This is a genomic window from Flexivirga lutea (assembly GCF_054778955.1).
The window spans coordinates 159,349-179,721 of sequence record NZ_BAAGZB010000002.1; the positions used below are offsets into that span (position 1 = coordinate 159,349).

General features: G+C 69.9%; 21 protein-coding genes. 5 read left to right on the forward strand and 16 right to left on the reverse strand.

The genetic code is table 11. The features are described 5' to 3' along the window. Positions 1–14: 14 nt before the first annotated feature. Complete coding sequence (locus tag ACYVBN_RS07175; RefSeq protein ID WP_460600826.1) at positions 15–653, reverse strand: MBL fold metallo-hydrolase; 639 nt, start codon at positions 651–653, stop codon at positions 15–17. 96 nt (positions 654–749) lie between these two features. Here ACYVBN_RS07175 and ACYVBN_RS07180 point away from each other — a divergent pair, with 96 nt between their 5' ends. Beyond that, entirely contained in the window at positions 750–1,589 is an 840-nt protein-coding gene (locus tag ACYVBN_RS07180) for a DUF72 domain-containing protein (protein ID WP_460599919.1), read from the forward strand. Here ACYVBN_RS07180 and ispF read toward each other — a convergent pair. From ispF to ACYVBN_RS07195, 3 genes are all read right to left on the reverse strand, one after another. Then, on the reverse strand, positions 1,573–2,055 hold the full coding sequence (gene ispF, locus ACYVBN_RS07185; protein ID WP_460599920.1) for a 2-C-methyl-D-erythritol 2,4-cyclodiphosphate synthase: 483 nt from the start codon (positions 2,053–2,055) through the stop codon (positions 1,573–1,575). The genes ACYVBN_RS07180 and ispF overlap by 17 nt on opposite strands. After that, the gene (gene ispD, locus ACYVBN_RS07190; RefSeq protein ID WP_460599921.1) at positions 2,052–3,260 is read right to left on the reverse strand and encodes a 2-C-methyl-D-erythritol 4-phosphate cytidylyltransferase; all 1,209 of its coding nucleotides are present in this window, start codon (positions 3,258–3,260) and stop codon (positions 2,052–2,054) included. Before ispD ends, ispF begins: the two co-directional genes overlap by 4 nt. 94 nt (positions 3,261–3,354) lie before the next feature. Further along, positions 3,355–3,837 carry a CarD family transcriptional regulator gene (locus ACYVBN_RS07195; RefSeq protein WP_440281817.1) on the reverse strand — a complete coding sequence of 161 codons (483 nt, stop codon included), beginning with the start codon at positions 3,835–3,837 and terminating at the stop codon, positions 3,355–3,357. 212 nt (positions 3,838–4,049) lie between these two features. Between ACYVBN_RS07195 and ACYVBN_RS07200 the strand changes: the two genes are divergently transcribed. Further along, complete coding sequence (locus ACYVBN_RS07200) at positions 4,050–4,610, forward strand: hypothetical protein (protein WP_460599922.1); 561 nt, start codon at positions 4,050–4,052, stop codon at positions 4,608–4,610. A 144-nt stretch (positions 4,611–4,754) separates the two neighbouring features. Here the strand turns inward: ACYVBN_RS07200 and ACYVBN_RS07205 are convergent, their stop codons facing one another. Both ACYVBN_RS07205 and ACYVBN_RS07210 read right to left on the reverse strand, forming a co-directional pair. Further along, positions 4,755–5,438 (reverse strand): winged helix-turn-helix domain-containing protein, encoded by a 684-nt coding sequence (locus tag ACYVBN_RS07205; RefSeq protein WP_440283503.1) that lies wholly within the window; start codon positions 5,436–5,438, stop codon positions 4,755–4,757. Continuing rightward, positions 5,435–6,619: a sensor histidine kinase gene (locus ACYVBN_RS07210; RefSeq protein WP_460600827.1), complete on the reverse strand. Its 1,185-nt coding sequence runs from the start codon at positions 6,617–6,619 to the stop codon at positions 5,435–5,437. The genes ACYVBN_RS07205 and ACYVBN_RS07210 overlap by 4 nt, the downstream gene beginning before the upstream one ends. Positions 6,620–6,851: 232 nt before the next feature. Here ACYVBN_RS07210 and phoU point away from each other — a divergent pair, with 232 nt between their 5' ends. Next, on the forward strand, positions 6,852–7,517 hold the full coding sequence (phoU, locus tag ACYVBN_RS07215) for a phosphate signaling complex PhoU family protein (protein WP_460599923.1): 666 nt from the start codon (positions 6,852–6,854) through the stop codon (positions 7,515–7,517). Between the two features lie 191 nt (positions 7,518–7,708). On the opposite strand, the gene ACYVBN_RS07220 is transcribed toward phoU, so the two are convergent. The 3 genes from ACYVBN_RS07220 to mshA form a co-directional block, all read right to left on the reverse strand. Next, entirely contained in the window at positions 7,709–8,452 is a 744-nt protein-coding gene (locus ACYVBN_RS07220; protein WP_440283505.1) for a phosphoglyceromutase, read from the reverse strand. Positions 8,453–8,530: 78 nt separating this feature from the next. Further along, positions 8,531–9,040, reverse strand: coding sequence for a YbjN domain-containing protein (locus ACYVBN_RS07225; RefSeq protein WP_440283506.1), 510 nt, complete (start codon positions 9,038–9,040; stop codon positions 8,531–8,533). Between the two features lie 22 nt (positions 9,041–9,062). Next, a complete protein-coding gene (gene mshA / locus ACYVBN_RS07230; RefSeq protein WP_460600828.1) occupies positions 9,063–10,340 on the reverse strand; it encodes a D-inositol-3-phosphate glycosyltransferase in 1,278 nt (425 codons plus the stop codon). An 82-nt stretch (positions 10,341–10,422) separates the two neighbouring features. Here mshA and ACYVBN_RS07235 point away from each other — a divergent pair, with 82 nt between their 5' ends. Next, positions 10,423–11,214 (forward strand): class I SAM-dependent methyltransferase, encoded by a 792-nt coding sequence (locus tag ACYVBN_RS07235; RefSeq protein WP_460600829.1) that lies wholly within the window; start codon positions 10,423–10,425, stop codon positions 11,212–11,214. 57 nt (positions 11,215–11,271) lie between these two features. Then, a complete protein-coding gene (locus tag ACYVBN_RS07240; RefSeq protein ID WP_460599924.1) occupies positions 11,272–14,451 on the forward strand; it encodes an AfsR/SARP family transcriptional regulator in 3,180 nt (1,059 codons plus the stop codon). Positions 14,452–14,474: 23 nt separating this feature from the next. Here the strand turns inward: ACYVBN_RS07240 and ACYVBN_RS07245 are convergent, their stop codons facing one another. The 7 genes from ACYVBN_RS07245 to ACYVBN_RS07275 all read right to left on the reverse strand — a co-directional run bounded on the left by ACYVBN_RS07245 (position 14,475) and on the right by ACYVBN_RS07275 (position 20,225). After that, positions 14,475–15,326 carry a peptidase inhibitor family I36 protein gene (locus ACYVBN_RS07245; protein WP_460599925.1) on the reverse strand — a complete coding sequence of 284 codons (852 nt, stop codon included), beginning with the start codon at positions 15,324–15,326 and terminating at the stop codon, positions 14,475–14,477. 29 nt (positions 15,327–15,355) lie between these two features. Next, complete coding sequence (locus tag ACYVBN_RS07250; RefSeq protein ID WP_460599926.1) at positions 15,356–16,195, reverse strand: CHAP domain-containing protein; 840 nt, start codon at positions 16,193–16,195, stop codon at positions 15,356–15,358. A gap of 164 nt (positions 16,196–16,359) precedes the next feature. Next, entirely contained in the window at positions 16,360–17,517 is a 1,158-nt protein-coding gene (gene manA / locus ACYVBN_RS07255) for a class I mannose-6-phosphate isomerase (RefSeq protein WP_460599927.1), read from the reverse strand. Positions 17,518–17,551: 34 nt separating this feature from the next. Then, positions 17,552–17,878: a DUF2516 family protein gene (locus tag ACYVBN_RS07260; protein ID WP_440283778.1), complete on the reverse strand. Its 327-nt coding sequence runs from the start codon at positions 17,876–17,878 to the stop codon at positions 17,552–17,554. Between the two features lie 40 nt (positions 17,879–17,918). Continuing rightward, positions 17,919–18,890: an asparaginase gene (locus ACYVBN_RS07265; RefSeq protein WP_460599928.1), complete on the reverse strand. Its 972-nt coding sequence runs from the start codon at positions 18,888–18,890 to the stop codon at positions 17,919–17,921. A gap of 126 nt (positions 18,891–19,016) precedes the next feature. Continuing rightward, positions 19,017–19,805 (reverse strand): hypothetical protein, encoded by a 789-nt coding sequence (locus ACYVBN_RS07270; protein WP_460599929.1) that lies wholly within the window; start codon positions 19,803–19,805, stop codon positions 19,017–19,019. Positions 19,806–19,880: 75 nt separating this feature from the next. After that, positions 19,881–20,225 (reverse strand): helix-turn-helix domain-containing protein, encoded by a 345-nt coding sequence (locus tag ACYVBN_RS07275; protein WP_460599930.1) that lies wholly within the window; start codon positions 20,223–20,225, stop codon positions 19,881–19,883. Between the last annotated feature and the right edge of the window lie 148 nt (positions 20,226–20,373).

Genomic DNA, 20,373 nt, shown 5'->3' on the forward strand with positions numbered 1-20,373 from the left:
TGCGCGGCGCCGGCTCACGCGCCGCGGTCGATCCACTCCTGCAGGTGCGGTGCCTCGGCGCCGATCGAGGTGTCGTCGCCGTGGCCGGTGTGTACGACCGTCTCCGGCGGCAGCACCAGCAGCCGGTCCCGGATCGAGTCGATGATGGTGCCGAAATCGCTGAACGACCGCCCGGTCGCTCCGGGACCGCCTTGGAAGAGCGTGTCGCCACTGAACAGCGCGTGCTCCTGCGCCAGGAGGAAACAGCATGCACCGGGTGAATGCCCCGGGGTGTGCAGGACCTCCAGCTGTGCACCGCCGACCGGGATCACCTGCCCCTCGGTCAACCGACCGTCCGGGGGCCGGCCGATCTCGCGGTCCCACAGCATCCGGTCGGCGTCGTGGATCAGCACCCGGGCCGTGGCATGGAGCTGCAGCAGGTCGCTCACGGCGTCGATGTGGTCGTCGTGGCCGTGCGTGCACAGGATGTGGGTGAGTCGTCGCCCACCCACGGCCGCGTGGATGGCCTCGGCGTCGTGTGCCGCATCGATGACCACGCACTCGGTGTCGTCGCCGACGATCCAGACGTTGTTGTCGACGTCCCACGTGCCGCCGTCCAGGCTGAACGTGCCGGAGGTGACCACCTTGTCGATCCGTATGTCGCTCACCGGGATTCCTCTCGTCGTCGCGAACGGTCAGCCTATCGAGCCCGGCGACCGCCATCGGACACCGCACGTTTTCGCCGACCCGGACACGGGCATGGTCTGCGGGTGAGCGCGTTCTACATCGGGACGTCCGGCTGGTCCTACCGGAACTGGCGGGGCGACTTCTACCCATCGGGTCTGGTGCACCGCCGGGAGCTGGAACACCTCTCCGGCCACCTGACGTCGGCGGAGATCAACGCCTCGTTCTACTCACTCCAGCGCCCCACCTCGTATGTCGCCTGGCGCGACCAGACCCCCGACGGCTTCCTCTTCGCCGTCAAGGGCGGACGCTTCATCACCCACCTGAAGAGGCTGCGCGACGTCGAGGCGGCACTGGCGAACTTCTTCGCCTCGGGGGTGCTGGCCCTGCCGCCGAAGCTCGGGCCGATCCTGTGGCAGCTGCCGGCTCGCCAGGTGTACGACGCGGAGTTGCTGGAACGGTTCTTCGCGGTGCTGCCGCGGGACACCCTCGAGGCCGAACAGCTCGCGGCCCGGCACGGCGACAAGATCGCCGGATCACGGACCCTGACCGAGGCCACGGCATACGCCCCGCTGCGCCACGCGCTCGAACCACGTCACGAGAGCTTCCTGCAGCCGGAGGCCGCGGCGCTGCTGGCGCGGCACGGGATCGCGATGGTGCTGGCGGACAGCGCCGGCACATGGCCGGTGATCGACCGCGACACAGCGGCGTTCCGATACGTGCGGCTGCACGGGGAGACGGAGCTGTACATGAGCGGCTACGGTCCCGAATCGCTGGCACGGTGGGCCGATCGGTGTCGCGAGTGGGCCGCCGCCGGACAGGACGTGCACGTCTACTTCGACAACGACGGCAGGGGTTACGCGCCGCACGATGCCGTCGCGCTGCTCGCCCGGCTTGATGGGGCCGCGGCTACTCCACCGGTATGACGAGGGCGGTCGCGATGGCTGCGACGCCCTCACCGCGGCCGGTCAGGCCGAGGCCGTCGGCCGTCGTCCCGGCGATCGACACCGGTGCGCCACCGATGGCTGCGGACAGGGCGGCTTGAGCTTCGGCCCGCCGCTTGCCGATCTTCGGACCGTTGGCGATGACCTGCACCGCCACGTTGCCGATGTCGAAACCGTTGTCGGACAGGAGCTTGCACGCCTCGCCGAGCAACCGGGCGCCCGACGCACCCGTCATGTCCGGGCGGTCGACACCGAAGTTGGCGCCCAGGTCACCCAGGCCGGCGGCGGAGAACAGCGCGTCGCACATCGCGTGTGCGGCCACGTCGCCGTCGCTGTGACCCTCGACGCCGCGCTCCCCCGGCCACTCCAGCCCGGCCAGCCAGAGCGTCCGGTCGTCGGTCGCGTAGGCGTGTACGTCGACACCGATCCCGGTGCGCGGCACGGTCATGGGTGGCTCCTCATCCAATCGATCACGATCTCGGCAAGTTGGTCCGGGCCCGCGGTGGCGCTGTCGAGTCGCAGGTCCGGCGACCATGGCAAATATTCCCGGTCGAGCACCTGCTGCCAGGTCGGCACAGTGAGCCCGGGTATGTCGGAAACCCGCTCACTGACCCGTGACTCGTGCACCGCGGCATCAGAGCATTCCAGCTCCACCTCGACGACGCGAGCGCCGTGCTGTGCGGCGACGTCGCGCCACCAGTCCCGGGTCTCCGGCAGCGGGTTGACGGTGTCGGCCACCACGGACAGGCCCACGGCGAGCTGGTCGCCGGCGACCCGGAAGCTGACGGCATACCCCTCGGGGCCGGTGACCCGGTCGACGAGACCGGTGTGCACCAGCGTGCCCTCCACCGTGTCAACGCGCAGGTGGGCCAGCGGGATCCGCCGAGCGAGGGCGCGGGCCAGCGATGTCTTACCGGTGCCGGGCAGACCGCCGAGGACGATGAGCGTCGGGACATCCACGCCGGTCGAGTAGGCCGGAGCGCTAGCGGAGGACGTATCGAGACCCGCGGACGCGACGAGCAGGCGTTCGGCGGCCTCGATGTCCGGCGGCAGGGTGACCTTCAGCGCCAGCGGATCGCCGTCGATCACCACGACCGTGCCGCCACAGCGTTCGATCAGCATCGCGTCGTCGGTGGCGTCACCACCGCGGGCGTGGGCCGCTTCCAATGCCGCGCGGCGAAAACCCTGCGGCGTCTGCACCGCCCGCAGCGTCGAGCGATCCGGGGTCGCGATCACCCGACAGTCCTGGTCGACCTGCTTGATCGTGTCGGTCACCGGGAGGCCCGGGACCACGCAGTCGGCGCCGGCCGCCACCGCGGCAGCAACGGCTGCGAAGAGCGCCGGGGGCGCCAGGGCACGTGCCGCGTCGTGCACCAGCACGATGTCGACCTCGGAAGGCAGTGCGGCCAGGCCGGCCGCGACCGAGTCGGTGCGTTCGGCGCCGCCGGGTATGACGCGCGCCCCCGGCAGGAGTGCTGCGAATTCGGCCAGGTGGGCGGTCGGCGCCACCACGACGATGGGTGCGCGACCGACCTCGCGGGCGCGCTGCACGGCGTGCTCGACCAAGGTGCGGCCGCCGACGCGGACGAGCGCCTTCGGCATACCGGCCCCCAGGCGGACACCCATGCCGGCCGCCACCACGACAACGCCCACGACCGAAGAGTCGTGGGCGCTGATACCCCGTGAGGTTCTCCCCGGCTGCGCTCCTCCGATACTTCGCGGGGACACCGAGCTCATGGGACGGAACTCAGGAGGCGAGCACCTCGTCGAGGGTGGCCTCGGCCTTGTCCTCGTTGATGTGCTCCGCGAGCGCCAGCTCGGACACCAGGATCTGGCGGGCCTTGGCGAGCATGCGCTTCTCACCTGCGGAAAGGCCGCGGTCCTGGTCACGGCGCCACAGGTCGCGCACGACCTCGGACACCTTGATGACGTCACCGGAGGCGAGCTTCTCCAGGTTGGCCTTGTAACGACGGGACCAGTTGGTCGGCTCCTCGGTGTGGTCGGCGCGCAGCACCTCGAACACGCGGTCGAGGCCTTCCTTGCTGACGACGTCGCGGACCCCCACCAGGTCGCAGTTCTCGGCCGGGACTTCGATCTTCAGGTCGCCCTGAGCGACCTTGAGAACGAGGTACTGCTTGTCCTCTCCCTTGATCTTGCGGACTTTGATCTCTTCGATGAGCGCCGCTCCGTGATGCGGGTAAACGACCGTCTCGCCGACCTTGAAAACCATGTGTTGTTTTCCCCTTTCGCGGATCCCAGAATATCACGAGTTGCGCACGTCACATAAACGTTTCCGCAGGTCAGCGGCCTTCCACAGCCCCCGACCAGTCCCTTGACAAGCCGTCGGGCGCATGCTCCGCGCGCGCGTTATGTGATGGTGCACCGCACCGAAGCGTCCTGCCGGGTCGAAGAGGTCGGCGCCGGACCGCTAGGCTGCCGCGTGTGACGCGACGACTGCCTTCCTCCCTGAACTCGGTGTCCCGACCCGCCGTCGGCGCGGTCGCCCTCGCAGCGACCGCGACGGCCCTCAGCGGCTGCATGTACCTCTCGCCGGCCCAGACCACCAAGAGCTACGAGGCCGCGGACGGCACGGATCAGACGATCGGTTCGCTGCAGTTGCAGAACCTGCTCATCGTTGCCTCGGCCAAGGGTGCGCCAGGCGCTCTGCAGGGGCTGGCCGTCAACAACGCCCAGTCGCCGATCAAGCTCACCGTGACCACCGGGGACACGTCCACGTCGATCACCGTCCCCGCAGCGACCGCCGTGCGCCTGGACGGCAAGCGCACCGCCGCGGACAAGGCGACCGTCTCCCCCGTCACCGTGCCGTCGGTCGCCGCCCGGCCGGGCAAGGCGCAGAAGGTCACCTTCACCACGCAGAAGACCGGATCGACCGTGGTCGAGGTGCCGGTGCTGCTCAACCAGGGCCCCTACGGCACCGCCTCGCCCTCGCACGACACCTACACGACCCCGGCGAGCACCGAGACCAAGGAGCCGGAGGCCTGACCGGCCCCGACCGGGGCTCCATCCGTCGCGCAGCGCGGCGCGACCTCGCGGCATACGACGGCCGCTGACGGCACGTCGCCGCCAGCGGCCGTTTCGTATGCCGCGCCGGTCCGTCGAGCTCGCGGCTGCGGGACCGGCCGATGCTCAGGCCGTGTCGAACTTGTAGCCCAGGCCGCGGACGGTCTGGATGTGCTGCGGATTGCCCGGGTCGGCTTCGATCTTGGCGCGCAGCCGTTTGATGTGCACGTCGAGCGTCTTGGTGTCCCCGACGTAGTCACTGCCCCAGATGCGGTCGATCAGTTGCGCGCGGGTCAGCACGCGTCCGGTGTTGCGCAGCAACAGCTCCAGCAGCTCGAACTCCTTCAGCGGCAAGGAGATCGGCTCACCCGACACCACCACGGTATGACGTTCGACGTCCATCCGGACCGGTCCGCCCTCGAGCGTCGGGGGCAGCAGTTCCTCCGCGTCCTGGCCCCTTCGCAGGACCGCCTTGACCCGCGCCAGCAGTTCACGTGCCGAGTACGGCTTGGTGACGTAGTCGTCGGCACCGAGCTCGAGACCGACGACCTTGTCGACCTCGCTGTCCTTGGCCGTGAGCATGATGACCGGGACCGTCGACTTCTGTCGCAGCACCCGGCACACGTCGACGCCCGACATGCCCGGCAGCATGAGGTCCAGCAACACCAGATCCGCTCCGCTGCGGTCGAACTCCAGCAGCGCGTCCGGACCGGTCTCGGCCAGGGCGACCTCGTAACCCTCCTTCCCGAGCATGTAGGTCAGCGGGTCGGAGATCGAAACTTCGTCCTCGACCACGAGGATGCGCGTCATGGGGTGACCTTCCGTGTCGTCTGTGGCTGGGTATGACGGGGTGGTGATGCGGGACTGTGCGGCGGCGCCGGCCGGGCCGCGGGAAGCCGGACGGTGAAGGTCGACCCCTGGCCCGGTTCGGACCAGACGGTGACATCTCCGCCGTGGTTGGCGCACACGTGTTTGACGATCGCCAGCCCCAGGCCGGTGCCTCCGGTGCGCCGCGATCGTGCCGCGTCGACCCGGTAGAACCGCTCGAAGATCCGGTCGATCTCGCCGGGTGGTATGCCGGCACCCTGGTCCTTGACCAGCACCGTGACGAAGTCGGCGCCGGGTTCCACGGTGATCCCGACCCGGGTGCCGCCGTCGGAGTAGTTGACGGCGTTCTCCACCAGGTTGCGCAGCGCGGTGGTGAGCAGGTTGGCGTCGCCATACACCTGCGCCGGGACGGCGGGGTCGCCCCATGCCGTCCCGATGGCGATGTTCTTGTCGTCGGCCAGCACCTGCAGGTGCGCGACGGCGTCCTCCACGCAGTCGCGCAGGTCGACCAGCACCGGCTCGTCCAGCGCGTCATCGGCCTGCAGGCGCGACAGATCGACGATCTCCTGCACCAGTCGAGCCAGCCGGGTGGTCTCCACCTGCATCCGGCCGGCGAAGCGGTGCACCGCCACGCTGTCGTCGCGCGCCTCGTCCACCGCCTCCGCCAGCAGCGTCAGCCCGCTCACCGGCGTCTTGAGCTCGTGGGAGACGTTGACGACGAAGTCGCGGCGGATCTCCTCAACCCGCCTGGCCTGCGTGCGGTCGTCGATCAGCACCAGGACGTGGCGGGCACGCAGCCGCGCGACCAGAACGGCGAGGATGAGCTGGGCGCTGCCCAGCGGGCCGCGGGCCAGCTCGAGTTCGACCTCACGCACCTGCCCGTCCCGACGGACCTCGCGGGCCAGCTCGAGCAGGCGCGCATGGGCGAGTTCGGTGTCGCGCACCAGGCCCAGCGCCCCGGCACTCGGGCTGGACCGCACGACCTTGTCCGAAGCGTCGAGCACGACCACCACCGAGCGCAGCGCGTCCAGGACGTCGCTCGCAGCAGGAGCCAACGGGGAGATCGGCGCCGCCGCCGGCGCCGGCCGGGCACGGCCCCGCAGCAGCACACCGATGCCGACACCGGCGATCAACGCCACCACGGCGGCAACGACTGCGACCATCACGGCGACCAATGTACGCACCTGGGACACCCGCTTTTCACCTCAGCGGCGCTGTATGACGGCTGTCCGCCGAGCGTTCATCTGGGCGTCCCGTCGTGTTCACCGATGACTGGGATGGTCCACCGTGGACGGACCTACCGGAGGGCAGCAGCGGGCCCCGTGACATGCCCGCCAGTAGAGTCCGGACCGACCGATCCGACCCCACCTTCTCCGGACAAGGACTCACGTTCCGATGCGCGACGCATTCCACGACGATCTCGACAAGGTGTCCGACGACCTGGTCGAGATGACCACGATGGTCGGTGCGGCGATGCGCCGCGCGACCACCGCACTGCTGGACACCGACCTGCCGACGGCCGAGAGCGTGATCGCCGCCGACGACGACATCGACGCGCTGCGGCGCGAGGTGGACGATCGAGCGGTCGACCTGCTGGCCCGTCAGCAACCGGTCGCCACCGACCTGCGCATGGTGGTGACCGCGATGCACATGGCCAGCGACATCGAACGGATGGGTGACCTGGCCCGGCACGTGGCCAAGGCGGCCCGCCGCCGCTACCCCGACTGTGCCGTGCCGGACAGCCTGCACGGCACCGTGCGCGAGATGGCGGACGTCGCGGAGCGCCTGGTCACCGCCACCGGCCGGGCCATCGCGAACAAGGACGTCCACGGCGCCGTCGAGATCGAGTCGATCGACGACCAGATGGACGAACTGCACCGCAGGATCTTCGGTGAGTTGCTCGACCGGACGTGGGAGCACGGCACGGAGGCGGCGGTCGACACCACCCTGATCAGCCGCTACTACGAACGTTTCGGCGACCACGCCGTCGCCGTCGCCGACCGCATCGTCTACCTCGTCACTGGCCGCTACGGCAACCAGGACGAAGGTCTGCAGCGCTGAGGCCGGCGTCATACGGGGACGTCCCGAACACGTGCACAACCGGCAACGGTCGCCGATTAGGCGCACATCCGCGACCGGATGGCGTACACAACCGGCAACGGTCGCCGATTAGGCGCACATCCGCGACCCCGACTGCGTACACAACCGGCAACGGTCGCCGATTAGGCGCCCGCCGACGATTCAATGACGGCTCAACGGCCCTGGTTGGCGACGGCTTCGGCGGCCGCCTTCGCCGCGACCGGGTCGAGGTATTCGCCGCCGCGCACGGTCGGCTGCAGGTCCTCGTCCAGGCGGTAGACCAGCGGCTGACCGGTCGGGATGTTCAGGCCCACGATGTCGTCGTCGCTGATGCCGTCGAGGTGCTTGACCAGCGCCCGCAGCGAGTTGCCGTGCGCGGCGACGAGCACCGTCCTGCCATCCCGCAGGTCCGGGACGATCGCCTGCTCCCAATAGGGCAGGAACCGCGCGATGACGTCCTTGAGGCACTCGGTCGCCGGCAGTTCGTCGCCGAGGTCGGCATACCGCGGGTCGCCCGCCTGGCTGAACTCGCTGCCCTGCTCGATGGGCGGCGGCGGCACGTCGAACGAGCGGCGCCAGGTCATGAACTGCTCCTCGCCGAACTGCTCCAGTGTGGCCTTCTTGTCCTTGCCCTGCAGCGCGCCGTAGTGGCGTTCGTTGAGCCGCCAGCTGCGGCGCACCGGGATCCAGTGCCGGTCGGCGGTGTCGAGCGCGAGCGCGGCCGTCGAGATGGCTCGACGCAACAACGAGGTGTGCACGACGTCCGGAAGCACACCACCGTCGGCGATGAGCTGCCCCCCGTGCACGGCCTCGGCGCGACCCTTGTCGCTCAGCGGCACGTCGACCCAGCCGGTGAACAGGTTCTTGGCGTTCCACTCGGACTCGCCGTGACGAAGCAGCACCAGGGTGTATGTCATGCCGAACCCCTCCCTCGTCGGGTCTCGCCATGCCCTGTGCTCTCTGGTCGCTCGCTGCGCTCGCTCATGCGCGCCAGTCTAGGAGCGGTCGGTCTCGTCGGCGTCGTGGTCCAGGAGTTGGCGGAACGCCTCGAGGTTGCGGGTGGATTCGCCCCGGCTGATGCGCCAGTCCCATTCCTTCTGCATCGACGTGCGGAAACCGATGACCAGCAACTCGTTGAAGACCTCGTCGGCAGCCTCCAGGACGATGCCGAACAGGGTGTCGAGGTATGCCGCGTCGACCGCCGCGACCGGCGTGCGGGAGACGACGAAGACGTCACCGTGCTGGTCGGTCGCGTAGGCGATGCCCGGTCGGCGCAGGTTGCGCCGCAGCAGGTACCGGTAGAAGTCGGCGTGGTTCTCGTCCGGGTGTCGTATGACGAAAGCCGTTGCGAGCAGGGCGGTTTCGCCGACGAGGAGGGACAGCACCGTCTTCAGCTTGCGTTCCCCCGGCAGAGTGACGACGAATTCGCCGTCACGGGCGCCGAGCTCCCACTCGACCTCGGTCTCGGTGAGGTAGTGCTCGACGGTCTGCTGGATGTCGGTCATCTGCTGGCCTTTCAGGCGTCGGTCACGGGATGGGCGCGGACGGGACACCGGCGAAGCTCGGCGTGCCCAGATCGGGTGGCTCCTCGACGACGGAGCGGCAGGCGTGGCGGTAGACCTCGAGCAACCGTTCGCTGGTGGCGTCCCAGCCGAAGGCGGCGGCGTGCTCGACCGCCGTGCCGGCCAGCGCCCTGCGGACCGGTTCGTCGGCCAACAGGTCACCGAGTGCGGTCGCCCAGTCGTCCGGATCATGCCCGTCGACCAGTCGTCCGGCACCACCGACCGCGTCGGGCAGGCCGCCCACGTCGGCCGCCAGCACCGGCGTGCCGCACGCCTCCGCTTCCAGGGCCACGAGACCGAACGACTCCGAATAGGACGGCACCGCAAGCAGATCCGCGGCGCGGTACCACTGCGCCAGGTCCGCCCGGCTGACCGGCGGCACGAACTGCACCACGTCGGCGATGCCCAGTTGCCGGGCCAGTTGCTGCAGGCCGCGCGGCTTGTCCAGCCCGGTGCCGCTCGGGCCGCCCAGGACGGCCACCACCAGCCGGTCCCGACGCGCCGGGTCACGTTCGAGCAGCTTCGCCACCGCGCGCAGCAGCACGTCGGGGGCCTTCAGCGGCTGGATCCGGCCGACGAAGAGCACCACCTCGGCGTCCTCGGGCAGGCACACCGCCGACCGCGCAGCGGCGGTGTCCCCCGGTGTGAAGATGTCCAGATCGACGCCGGGAGAGACGACTTCGACCAGCTCGGGGTCCGCGTCATACAGCTCCACGAGCTCGCGGGCCTCCCGCGGCGTGTTGGCGACCAGCAGGCTCGCCACGCGGACGACCTGCTCCTCACCGATCTCACGCCCGGTGGGTTCGGGGCGGTCGTCGGCCGCCAGCGACGCGTTCTTGACCCTGGCCATCGTGTGCATCGTGTGCACCAACGGCACGTCCCACCGGTCGGCAGCCAGCCAGCCCACCTGCCCGCTGAGCCAGTAATGCGAATGCACCAGGTCGTAGTGCCCCTCCGGACTGGCCGCGACGTGCCGCATCACGCCCGCGGCGAAGGCGCACAGCTGACCGGGCAGGTCGTTCTTGGCCAGGCCCTCGTAGGGTCCGGCGTCGATGTGCCGCACCAGCACCCCGGGCGCCAGCTGCACGGTCTCGGCCAGCGCGGCAGACGTGCGACGGGTGAAGATCTCCACCTCGACCCCGAGCCGTCCCAAGCGTTTTGCGGTCTCGACCACATAGACGTTGAGGCCGCCGGCATCGCCGGTGCCCGGCTGATCCAGGGGTGAGGTGTGCACGCTGATCATCGCGACCCGGCGCACCGGGCACGGCCGGTCGGGAGCTGTCGTCACCCGCCCAGTCTCGCACCCCTATCCTTGCGCGGTGCGAGTGGAACGTCCGGTCGGATCCATCACCCGCGGCACCACCGCACCCAACCGGCTGCGTCGCTGTGACCGCTGGCTGCTCGGCACCCAGTCGCGGCTGCTGCGTCGCCCGGCCGAACCGCCGTTGCTGGTCGACCTCGGGTACGGCGCCAATCCGCGCACCGCGGTGGAGCTGCACCAACGCGTGCGCGACCTGCGTGCCGACGCACGAGTGGTGGGTGTCGAGATCGACCCGGCCAGGGTCGCGGCCGCCGCTCCGTTCACTGCAGACGGGTTGTCTTTCGTTCGAGGCGGTTTCGAGATCCCGGTCGCGGGCAGCGCCACCGTCGTCCGGGCGTTCAACGTGCTGCGTCAGTATGACGAGCGGGAGGTCCCGGGGGCGTGGCGGCGCCTCCAGGACCGCCTGCACCCGCACGGGCTGCTCATCGACGGCACCTGCAACGAGATCGGACGCGTGACGACCTGGGTCACCCTGGACCGCTGCGGTCCACGGTCGTTGAGCCTGTCCCTGCACCTGCGCGACCTGGCGACCCCGAGCGTCGTCGCCGAACGACTGCCCAAGGCGCTGATCCACCGCAACGTGCCGGGTGAGCCGATCCATGACTTCCTGCGCGCTCTCGACCTCGCCTGGGCCAAGGCCGGTCCGCACGCGTCATACGGTGCCCGGCAGCGGTTCCTCGCAACCGCAACCGCGTTGCGCGCCGACGGGTGGCCGTTGCTGGACGGTCCGGCACGCTGGCGGCTGGGCGAACTGACGGTCGCCTGGGCGGCCGTCGCTCCCCGAGCCGCAGCATGACAAATCCGCACCTGCGGAACCGACACCGTCCCGGTACGTCGGATTACCGTGACTGCCATGCGTACTGCAGGGGACTGCGCCCACCTTCGCGTGCTGGGTCAGGTCGAACTCCTGTGCGGCTCCGCGCCTCTGCCGCTCAGTCAGCTGGAACGCTCGCTGCTGGCCCGCGTCGCCATGTGCCCGGACGGCGGATCGGTGGCCGCGGACTCACTCGTGCCGTGGATCTGGGGTGACGACCCACCGTCATCGGCGCGGAACCGCGTGCAGGCGCTCGTGTCCGGGCTGCGCCGCAAGGGCCGCGAACGCGCCCTGCTGGAGACGACCAGGACCGGATACCGGCTCGTGGACGGCGTGCGGTCAGACCGCGCCGCATGGCATGAGCTGATCGCGGGAGGCACGGACGACGCCGACCGGTGGGGCCGCCTCAGCGCGGCGATCGAGCTGTTCGCCGGGCCGCCGCTGCAGAACATACCGCTCACCGACGAGGTGCACCTGGCGCAGGAGACGCTCATCGGCGAGCGGCTGGCCGTCATCGAGGAATGCAACGAGATCGCCATCCGGCTGGGCGAATTGCGTGGCCTGACAACGCGGTTGACCGCCCTCGTGCAGGATCAGCCGTTCCACGAGACGTTCGCCGCGCAGCTGATGCGCGTCCTCGCTGCCACCGGCCGGCAGGAGGAGGCGTTGCGCGTCTACCGGGACATCTACCGGCGGCTGGACCAGGAGCTCGGCGTCGCGCCGTCCGAAGTGCTGCGCACCGCGCATCACGACGTGCTCCACAGCGCCGACCCGGCGGCCGGAGCAGCGTCCGCCACCGAACCACCGGACCGGCCGCGCCAGGCCGTCGGGACGGGACCGGGCAGGGAGGCAGCGTCCGCACCAGCAGCGCCACCACCGGCCACGACCGACGCACCCGCGACCACGCACACCGCGGGCGTCGCGCAGTTGCCGGTGCCACGCACGCTGCCCCGGGACCCGTCCCATTTCGTCGGCCGGGACCAGGAGATCCGCCACATCCGGTGCGCCGCCGAACGCGCCGGCGAGGAGGCCGTGCTGGTCACCATCACCGGGCTGACCGGTGTCGGTAAGAGCGCGCTGGCCATCCGAGCTGCCCGCAACGTGCAGGACGGCTTCCCCGACGGGACGCTGTATGCCGACCTCGGCAACACCGACGGACTGGACGTGTCGGGCATCCTCGGCTCCTTCCTGCGACTGCTCGGTGTCCGGACCCGCGCCATACCCGAGGACGTGACCGCGCGCATCGGCCTCTTCCGGTCGATCCTGGAGGAACGCCGCGTCGTCATCGTGATCGACAACCTGCCGGAGGTCACCGCACGGATCGCCGACGCACTCGAGCAGATCCTGCCCGTGTCCGCGGGGTCGATGGCGATCGTGACGTCGCGCGGCATCGACACCGAGGTGGAGGACTGGTCCTCGATCCGGTTGCGGTCCTTGCAGATCGACGATGCCCGGGTGCTGCTCGCTGCGCTCATCGGCGACGACCGTGTCGCAGCCGACGTCGACGGGGCGACCGCGCTGCTCAACGCCACCGGCCGGCTGCCGCTGGCCATCCGCCTCGTGGCCGGACGGCTCGCACACCGGCCGGACCGACAGTTCGGGCCGATGGCGCAACGGCTGCTGTCCAGCTCGACCGGTGGCCGGGATGCGCTGGACGGCCTGCGCAAGAGTGTCCAGCTGGTGTGGGAACGTCGTACCGAGGGCGAACAGCAGGCGATCTCGCTGCTGGCGCATCTGCCGCTCAGCGGCCTCAGCGGCTGGATGCCCGGAACGATCCTGCACGACGAGGACACCGGGGACGACCTGGTCGAGACGCTGCTGGCGACCAACCTGATCGAACCGGTCGAACGCGACAACGAGACCACGACCTACCGGCTGCACAGTCTGGTCGCGCAGTTCGCCCGCGCCGCCCGGCCGGTCGACGAGGCCATACAGCACGTGGCGCTCACCGACCTGGGACGCGAACTGCTGCGCCGCGCCGCCGGATTCCATGACGCCTTCCACCGGCGCTTCGTACCCACGCCACCGCCGATGCCGGACGAGCCGGCGGGCACCGTCCCGCCTCGGTGGTCCTCCCCCTCCCCGCCGCGCACCGGTGTCGCCGAGGCACGAGCCTTCTTCCGGGCCGACGGACGAGCGATGCTGACCGTCGCCGAAGCCGTGGCCGGCACATTGCCGGAGCTGTCCTGGCGCCTGTTGGTCGCCGCCGCCAACGCGCAACACACCTTCGCCGGCCATGGCAGCTGGCTGGGCATCGCCTCGACGGTCCGCGAGCGCCTGGACTCCGCCTCCTCCGACCAGCAGCTCGGCCGTGCCTTGCTGCAGCTCGCCGAGGCGTGGCATCGGCAGGATCTACGCTCGGAGTCCCGGGCCGCGCTCACCGCAGCCGGCGGTGCGCGCAAGGCGTTGACCCTACTGGGCGCCAACCGGGCCGCCGCAGCCGCCGACATCGTCACCGCCCAGGCGGCGCTGTCCCTGGGCCGGCGGCCCGAGGTGGAGGCGGCGCTGTCCCGCGCCGAGGGTCTGCTGGCCGGCGGCGAGGACCCGACCTACGCCGGGTGGGCCAGCACGGTGCGCGGCGTGCTGCACAACGACTACGACGAACTCGCCGCCGCCGAGCAGGAGTTGATGCGTGCCCGGGAGCTGCTGGCGACCGACGGTGACCGGATCGCTTATGCCACCGCCACCATCGAGCTCGCCCGGGTCAGCTGGCGCCAGCACCACCTGGGCTCGGTCAACGTGCTGCTCACCGAAGTGACCACCTTGCTGCAGGATCTGGGTGAGCAGCATCTGCTGTCCTACGCGCTCGACGCGCGCTCGGAGATGAGCTACCAGCTCGGTCGCGACGCGGACGCCCTGCACGAGGCGGACGTCGTATGGCGCCGCGCTGTCGACTCCCAGGACCTCTTCCTCGCCGCACGCGCCCGGCGCACCCGGGCCCGCGCGCTCGCCGCGCTCGGACGGCTCGACGAGGCGGAGCAGGAGTTGCGCGAGAGCATCGAGGAGTGCACCGCGCTGGACCGGCCGCTCAGCGTCGCCGCGGCCATGCACGACCTGTCGGTGGTGCTGGCCAAGCAGGGCCAGCACGCCGCCGCCGGGGAACTGCGACGGCAGGAACGCGCCGCCCGCGCGTCGGCCGATCTGGCCGCGCGCGAGGAGTTCGACAAGGCGTTCGGCCGGCAGCTGGAGGACGTCGCGGGTCCGGCGTCCTCCAGCTGAATCATGCCGACCGACAGCGCTTTTCAGGAGGACAGCTTGCTGTAGTGGAACGGTTTGAACGTGCCGTAGCCCGCGTAGTACGGGTAGGGGTTCACCCGATGCACGGCACCGTGACTGCCGCTCTCCTCATAGGCCCAGTAGGACGTGTGCGCGGTGTTCGCCCACTTCTCGAAGATCACCACGTGGCCCTGGCTGCCGGCGGTGGAGTTCAGCAGCACGTCGCCCTTGCGCAGCGCGGACTTGCTGATGTACCTGCCGTAGTTGGGCATTCCCGCAGTCGTCGTGCCCGGCTTGGCCAGTCCCCATGCCATGGACACGTAACCGGAGCAGTCCTCCCGGTAACCCTGGTAGTAGTGCGTCTGGCTGTAGGGGACGCCGGCGTCGACCCAGACCTTGGCGCGGGAGATCACCGTCGCGCCGCTGACCGTGCCGGAGATGGCTCCGATGTGGTGCGCCGCGTTGTTGTTCTTCAACGTGGCGTTCAGATTCCCCTTCACCCCGGCACCGAACGACTGCTTCGACCCGGCATACCCGCTGTTGTAATAGACGTAAACCGTCTTGCCCGTGCGATTCCACACCGACGCAGCCTGATTCTTCACACACAGGCCCTTACCGGCCCCAGCACCCTTGAACTCATAACAACCCGGCTGCGTCGCACCGTAATCCGAGATCGAGGTGTTGAAGTCCGAGACCGAACCCGCCTCGTTCGAGTTGTAGTACAGACAGAACTCGCCGGACTCGCACACCCCATTGCGCGCCGTCGCCGCGTGCGCCGGTGCGGCGAACAGCGCGCCGGATCCTGCTGCGACGACCGCGCCGACGAGCAGCGCTGTCGCCATACGACTGCGACGGTCGTGAAAATGTTTGCCTGCCATGGCTTCTCGTCCCTGTCCGGTGCAGCGGCTCAGAAGTGGATGGCGTACTGGAAGCCGCCGTCGGCGCTGTTCAGCCCGGAGATGTGCCGCCGGGCGGTGTAGCCGTGGACGACGCCCCAGTTGTATTCCTCGACGTCGAACGAGCCGTCCGAGTAGACCTTCTCGATGTAGGCGACGTGGCCGACCTTGTGCACCGTGTTCACCGCGATGGCACCGACCTTCGGCGTCCGGTTCACCGAGATGCCCGCAGCCTTGGCCGCGGTGTACCAGTGTCCGGCATTGCCCCAGTGCTGACCCTTGTAGGAGTTGGAGAAGTTGATGCCGTCGCGGTTGTGCAGCCGCCAGGCCGCGAACGAGGTGCATTCGCGGGTGTAGAAGTTCCACCGGTCGACCACATCCGCAGCCGAGTTGCGGTAGGGATAGTCGTTGACCGGGCTCTGCGCCGCCCCACCGGAAAAGGCGCCGATGTGGTGCGCCGCGTTGTTGTTCTTCAACGTGGCGTTCAGATTCCCCTTCACCCCGGCACCGAACGACTGCTTCGACCCGGCATACCCGCTGTTGTAATAGACGTAAACCGTCTTGCCCGTGCGATTCCAGACCGACGCAGCCTGATTCTTCACACACAGGCCCTGACCGGCACCGCTCCCCTTGAACTCATAACAACCCGGCTGCGTCGCACCGTAATCCGAGATCGAGGTGTTGAAGTCCGAGACCGAACCCGCCTCGTTCGAGTTGTAGTACAGACAGAACTCGCCGGACTCGCACACCCCATTGCGCGCAGTCGCCGCGTGCGCTGCCGGCATCGCCATCGTGAAGGCCGCGCCCGCGACCATGGTCGAGACACCGACCAGAGCTGCGGTGCGGTTCATCCGAGAACGTGTGTTGACCATCGTGACCATCTCCCTGACGTGGCGTGTGAACGGAACACCGATCACTGTGCGCACGTCCTCTGCGAAACCGCTGCGGACGGTTCGCAGCGCGCGGTCCGGCCGGCCGCAGCGCAAGCACCCGCATCGCAGCGGGGACCCACGAACTAGTTGGGCATCCCGGAGGTCGCGAGGTAGACCGTGCCGCGGCCGGACACGGTCGCGGCGCTCTCGCACGCACCGACGAAACACGACTCCCCCGCCGCAAGTTCCAGTGTGGTATCGCCGCACCGGATGGTGACCGCCTCGTGCAGCGCGAGCGCGATCCGCGGTCGGTCGGCACCGGGCAGTTGGATGCCTTGCTCCCCCGGCTCGACCACGTGCAGCTGGAAGTGCGGCACCTCGACGGGGAAGGAATGGACCCGTCCCGGCGTCGGATGCTCGGGCACCATCTCGCGGTCGGTGTCGACGATGCGCAGCAACTCGTCGATGTTGACCGGTTTGGGGGTCAGGCCGGCGCGGACGATGTTGTCGGAGTTGGCCAGCAGCTCCACGCAGGTGCCGCGCACGTAGGCGTGCAGCACCCCGGCGGGCACGAAGATGTAGTCGCCGGGCCGGAGCACCCGGTGCACCATCAGCAACAGGACCGCAGGTCCGACGTCCCCGGGGAACTGCCGGGCGGCCCGCAGCACCGCCTCGAACGCCACGCTGTCCGGCCCGCTCAGCCGTTTGCCGCACGCCGCGACGATCTCGGCGATCAGGGCGCGCTGCTCGTCGACCGGTGCCCGCAGCAGGGCGACCAGCAGGCTGGTCACCGGCTCCGGTCCGCTCGCCACGGCGGCCAACATGGCGGACAGCCGGGGCACGTCCAACGAGCCGACGACGCGGCGGATGTCGTCATACGAACGCAGCCCGGCGAAGATCTCGAAGTCGGTGACCGCGACGAGAGCCTCGGGCTTGGGCCACCGGTCGACATACGTGCCGGCCACCGCCGCGAGCGCCTGCTCGGCGTTCGGGTGTACCTGGATGGACAGCGGCGTCTCCGGTGCGAGGATCTTGAGCAGGAACGGGAAACGGCCCTCGAAGCGGGCCGCGACGCGGGCACCCAGAGCGGCGACCGGGTCGCGGGCGACCAACCGGTCCAGCGTGGTGTCGGCGATGCCGGACGGGGCGGCCTCGTGCGCGCCCATCCACAGCTCGGCCTCGGGCTGCTCCGTGGGCGAGGGCCGGCCGGTGAGCTCGGCGAGCACGGTCCGCGACCCCCAGGCGTAGCCCTTGATCTGCGGCCGCAGTTTGCCCAGCGCCCGTGACGGTGCCGTCACCATCGGCGGTTGCTCCTCCAGCACGGCCGGGGCCCGGTCACCACCGGCCGTAGGGGCCGTTGTTGTTGTCGCGGGCACGACCGGTCACCTGCAACAACGCAGGTCGCACGTCGGCCAGATAGACACCGGCGGCCACGACGGCCGCGATCTCGAAGATGCTGATCGGCGAGAGGATGAACAGGAAACCGATCATGCACGCCACGGCGGTGATCGCCAACCAGGCGGGCTTGCTCAGCTTGCCGGCGGCGGTGAAGGCGTCGGCGCGCTGGCGGATGCAGTCGACGAGCGCGAACAGCTGCATCGCGAAGAGCACGACGCCGAGCACGAGCGCGACCGTCTCCTGCAGGTGGATCAGACTTCCCATGCCGAAAGCCTAACCCGCCCGCTGTCCGGCGCCTGTGCCTTCACGGTATGACGGCAGTGATCGCCCCGACCGGCTCGCCGTGTCCGAGCACTTCCGCCGTACCCAGCTGGTCGACCGCCGGACCGGTCACGCCGGCCCGGCGCAGCAGCTCGGCCATGACGACCGGCCTGGCCCGCTGGCCGCCGTCGGCGATCTTGACCGCCAGACCGCGACCGTCGGAGAGGCCCACGGCATACACCGCCTCGGCGCCGTCCTTGGCGATCAGGCCGTCGACCCCCCGGATCAGCGCGGTCACGTCGCGGCGGGTGCCGCCGAGGTACTCCGGGTGCGAGCGGATGGCGTCGCGCACCGTCGCCTCGTGGGTCTCCGGGCGGGCGGCGGCGATCGCGCCGAACGCGCGCGCCAGCCCGATCAGCGAGATCGCCATCACCGGTGCACCGCACCCGTCGGTCGCGACCGCTGCGATCTGCTCGTGCGCGAGGTCGCCGATCGTGTCGGCCATCGCCTGCTGCAGCGGGTGCTGCGGGTCGCGGTAGGTCGTGATGTCCCAGCCGTTCGCGACGCAGGTCGCCAGCATGCCGGCATGCTTGCCCGAGCAGTTCTGGGTGATCGAGGTGGGACCGTGGCCCTCCCGCAACCAGTCGTTGCGCGCCTGCTCGTCATAGGGCAGGTCCGGGGTGTTCTGCAGATCGGTCTCGCCGAGGCCGGCGCCGGTCAGGATGGTGCGCACTCCCGCGAGGTGGAACTCCTCGCCGGAGTGGCTGGCGCTGGCCAGTGCGACGAGCCGGGGGTCGTCCAGTTGCAGGCCGCTGCGCACCATCGCCAGGGTCTGCATCGGCTTGTTGGATGAGCGCGGAAAGCACGGTGCCGAGGCGTCGCCGACCTCCAGATCGACGCCACCGTCCGGCGTGGTGATCACCGCCACGCCACGGTGCACCGACTCGATGAATCCGCCGCGGTCGACGTGGGCCAGGACCGGGGCGCCGGACAGGGCGCTGAGAGAGGAAGCCACGTCGCCGACGATAGAGGCGTATGACGACCGCCCGCCCGGCGGGTCGAGGAACGGGAAGGACCCCACGCACGACGCGGTGCGGTGGGGTCCTTCGGCGACGGCGTCACCGGATGACGCGAGCCTCCCTCAGGCCTGGCTGTTGTCCCGGGTGGCCTCGACCTTTGCCTCGACCTTGGCCTCGACGGGCAGGGTCGGCGCGGCCGGAGCGGTCTTCTTGGCGGTCGACTTCTTGGCGGTCGACTTCTTGGCAGTCGCCTTCTTGGCAGTCGCCTTCGTGGCGGTCGTCTTCGTGGCACTGGCCTTCTTCGCCGGAGTCTTCGACGCGGCCGGCCGGGCGGCGGCCTTGCGACTACCCGCCTTGCCGGCGACCGCGCTGCGGCTCGGGCGCTGGGTGGCGCCCTGCTTGGCGGCGGTGCTGCGCACGACGGTCTGGGCCTCGGCCTCGACGGCGCCGGCGTTGCGGCCGACCAGGCCGGCCAGCCGCTCAACGCCCTTGGCGGCTTCCTTGCGGGCGCCGAGGACGCGCACCACTGCGCCGTCGCCGGTCTCCGACGCGGTCTCCCGGGCCGAGGCCACCACGGCGCGACCCTGCTCGGTGGCGCCGCGGGTCACCTCCGCGCCACGCTGCGCGTAGTCGAGGTAGCTCTGCGCGAAGTCGTCGTAGGCCCGCTCGACGGTGCCGGCCATGAGCTCGTAGCGCTCGGTCGCCAGCGACGGCAAGGCAATGATCTGGTCGCGAACGTCGTTCATCGTGTTGCGGATCCGCTCCTGGACGTTCTCCGGGGTGAGCTCGTCGCGCAGCGACAGCGCGGCCTCGGTCGCGGTGTCGAACGAGTTGCGGACGTTCTCGACGGCGGCGTCCGCCGCGCCGATGAGGGCGTAGAACGGGGACTCGAAGGTGCTCTTGCTGGGCATCATCGCTGCCTTTCTCTCGGGGATTCGTGGTCGCGGCTGCTGTGGGCCGCGACAGTGCGGTGTGTCGGTGCCGCGTCAGTCGCCGACATACGAGTCGTAGACGTCGATCAGCGCCTTGCGCTGCTTGTCGGTCAGCCGCGGGTCGTTCTTGATCACCTGGCGCGTGTCGACCGAGACGTCCCCCTCGGGGAGGGCGTCCAGGATGCCGGCGTGCACGTAGAGCTGCTCGGCCGAGATGGCCAGACCCTTCGCGATCGCCTGCAGGATCTCGGCGCTCGGCCGCTTCAGGCCACGCTCGATCTGCGACAGGTAGGGATTGGAGATGCCGGCGCGGTCGGCGACCTGCCTCAGGGACAGCTGTGCCTGCTGGCGCTGATCCTTGAGGTAGCTGCCCAGATCGCTCACCGGGTTCGGACTCATGTGTCCAGTATGCTAACTGCAGTTAGCGGTTTGCAAGCTGGGGCAAGCGTGAGTCGAGTCACACGGTGGACGAACCAGCGAACGTTGCCGGTTGTGCACGCTTCCGGCGCCGATTCCCATACCCAACCAGCGACCGTTGCCGGTTGTG

What these genes read in the sequence shown, in the direction of transcription:
- ACYVBN_RS07240 (WP_460599924.1), top strand. Translation starts at nt 11,272, where the DNA reads ATGCGTACTGCAGGGGACTGCGCCCACCTTCGCGTGCTGGGTCAGGTC.
- ACYVBN_RS07260 (WP_440283778.1), bottom strand. Translation starts at nt 17,878, where the DNA reads ATGGGAAGTCTGATCCACCTGCAGGAGACGGTCGCGCTCGTGCTCGGC.
- ACYVBN_RS07220 (WP_440283505.1), bottom strand. Translation starts at nt 8,452, where the DNA reads ATGACATACACCCTGGTGCTGCTTCGTCACGGCGAGTCCGAGTGGAAC.
- ACYVBN_RS07250 (WP_460599926.1), bottom strand. Translation starts at nt 16,195, where the DNA reads ATGAACCGCACCGCAGCTCTGGTCGGTGTCTCGACCATGGTCGCGGGC.
- ACYVBN_RS07275 (WP_460599930.1), bottom strand. Translation starts at nt 20,225, where the DNA reads ATGAGTCCGAACCCGGTGAGCGATCTGGGCAGCTACCTCAAGGATCAG.
- mshA (WP_460600828.1), bottom strand. Translation starts at nt 10,340, where the DNA reads ATGATCAGCGTGCACACCTCACCCCTGGATCAGCCGGGCACCGGCGAT.
- phoU (WP_460599923.1), top strand. Translation starts at nt 6,852, where the DNA reads ATGCGCGACGCATTCCACGACGATCTCGACAAGGTGTCCGACGACCTG.
- ACYVBN_RS07210 (WP_460600827.1), bottom strand. Translation starts at nt 6,619, where the DNA reads ATGGTCGCAGTCGTTGCCGCCGTGGTGGCGTTGATCGCCGGTGTCGGC.
- ACYVBN_RS07225 (WP_440283506.1), bottom strand. Translation starts at nt 9,040, where the DNA reads ATGACCGACATCCAGCAGACCGTCGAGCACTACCTCACCGAGACCGAG.
- ACYVBN_RS07245 (WP_460599925.1), bottom strand. Translation starts at nt 15,326, where the DNA reads ATGGCAGGCAAACATTTTCACGACCGTCGCAGTCGTATGGCGACAGCG.
- ispF (WP_460599920.1), bottom strand. Translation starts at nt 2,055, where the DNA reads ATGACCGTGCCGCGCACCGGGATCGGTGTCGACGTACACGCCTACGCG.
- ACYVBN_RS07195 (WP_440281817.1), bottom strand. Translation starts at nt 3,837, where the DNA reads ATGGTTTTCAAGGTCGGCGAGACGGTCGTTTACCCGCATCACGGAGCG.
- ACYVBN_RS07270 (WP_460599929.1), bottom strand. Translation starts at nt 19,805, where the DNA reads ATGCCCAGCAAGAGCACCTTCGAGTCCCCGTTCTACGCCCTCATCGGC.
- ACYVBN_RS07205 (WP_440283503.1), bottom strand. Translation starts at nt 5,438, where the DNA reads ATGACGCGCATCCTCGTGGTCGAGGACGAAGTTTCGATCTCCGACCCG.
- manA (WP_460599927.1), bottom strand. Translation starts at nt 17,517, where the DNA reads ATGGTGACGGCACCGTCACGGGCGCTGGGCAAACTGCGGCCGCAGATC.